At 61.6% G+C, this 1,595-nt stretch carries 1 protein-coding gene and 2 pseudogenes; all 3 read right to left on the bottom strand.

What is annotated here, in order from left to right; all coding sequences use genetic code 11:
• Positions 1-494: pseudogene (locus QEZ49_RS17230) on the bottom strand (hypothetical protein); the annotation flags it as partial.
• Entirely contained in the window at positions 481-1,017 is a 537-nt protein-coding gene (locus QEZ49_RS17225) for a hypothetical protein (RefSeq protein WP_280223064.1), read from the bottom strand. The pseudogene QEZ49_RS17230 and the gene QEZ49_RS17225, both read right to left, overlap by 14 nt.
• A gap of 105 nt (positions 1,018-1,122) precedes the next feature.
• Positions 1,123-1,595: pseudogene (locus tag QEZ49_RS17220) on the bottom strand (M23 family peptidase); the annotation flags it as partial.

Raw genomic sequence — 1,595 nt, 5'->3', positions numbered from 1 at the left:
TACGTCAGCAAGGCGGAAACATGAAAGCAGGCGAGCGGCTGTTCCTCGTTGGTGACCACGAGCAACTCCCCTGACGGATCGAGATCGAGCCCCTTGGATCCGCCTTCCTCGGGGTTATGCCTGCCCTTGCAAAAGGTCTCGTCGTCGAGGACCCTGAACGAGGCCACCGGCCCGTACTCGCCGGTCCAGTTGCCACGGTGTGGCTCGTAGACCTGGACGTATGGCGTGCCGGCATCGGCCACGTAAATCCTGTTGCCATTTGGCGAAAAGCGAAGTCCGTGCGGATAGCTGACGCCCAGGAGCGTCCCGACATGGCGCGACTGGCGATTGAGGCGCTCTTTGTTGTCGAAAACCAGCACGCTGTGCGTCATGTGATTGCTGACGGCGATCCAGGCCTTGTCCGGGCTGATGGCGATGCCGTCGGGTATGTCGAGGCCTTGTTCCAACAGGACCGAGTTGCGCGGCAGGCTCCGGCCGCCGTCAGCGCGGATCACATGCCGGGTAATCCGGTGCTTGTAATTGTTGCAGACGAGAAGTTCGCATCGGCCGTTCTTTGTGCTGGAAACGCATACCGAGCCAGGGGAATGGAGACGCGTTGCAAGACCTGCCCGTGTGATGGTTCGTAGCGGTGTGAGATCGTGGATGCGCTGCGCTTTGTTGTGAAACCGGGACGGCAAGGATCGCGACACCGCCCATCCGATTGGCGACCAACAGCGTTCGATCGTCGATGAAGTCGAAGCCATGTGGTTCGTTCAAAGCGGCCGAATGCAGCTCCATGTAGTCCGTGACGTGCAAGATCGGCCGGCTTCCCGAACGCTCGATCTCGACATCGAGCAGCAGGCAGGTTCCCTTGGCGAAACCAGCGATGGCGATGCGGCGACCATCGGGAGAAAACTTCACGTCTTCGGTCCGCCCAAGACGCGCCATTGCCAATTCGGCTTCCTGCGCCACGACGATGTCCAGCCTTGCGCGGCTGTCGTCGATGATCCTGTCGGCGTTGGGAACGGCGATGTTCATGGACTGCTGGCTCGAAAATGCGATGTCTAAAGGATCGTCAGCGCACAAATCACGTCGGCGGGCAGTCTGGCAAGCCGGCCCGGAACAAGCTGCAGGGATACACGCTCACAGCGTCGTCGCAACCGAACTCAGCGTCGTGGTGATCGCCTGCTTGTATTTCTCGAATTCCGGCGACGTCTGCCGGACGACCGGCGGCGGTGGCGCAGTGGTGGCTGTGCCGGGCTGCGACGATACGGCCGGGGCGCGTCCGGTCATCTTTTTCTCCGCCCAGGCGACGACATAGGTGGCATTCTTGCCGGTCAGGAACGGATTGGCCTTGATGACGACCGCACCAAGGACATCGGCAATCAATGCGTCGCCGGACGACGACAGGATCTGGTGGGCACCTTCCATCCCGAGGAAATGGCAGAGATAGAGCCGGCCGGCGGTGATCTGGTGGCCGCGCTGCTTGAGATAGGCTTCGCCCTCGCGAGCCAGGTTGCGCACCATTTCGCGCGAGATCGTCGGATCGAAGCGCAGTTCGAGCAGTTCGGCGGTCGAGAGCGACCTGGCGAGATCGGGCCGGTAGGTGTTCATCA

Source organism: Hyphomicrobium sp. D-2 (assembly GCF_029872155.1).
GTDB lineage: Bacteria > Pseudomonadota > Alphaproteobacteria > Rhizobiales > Hyphomicrobiaceae > Hyphomicrobium_A.
The sequence above is the reverse complement of the archived record's forward strand: the minus strand, read 5'-3'. Positions and strand labels throughout refer to the sequence as shown.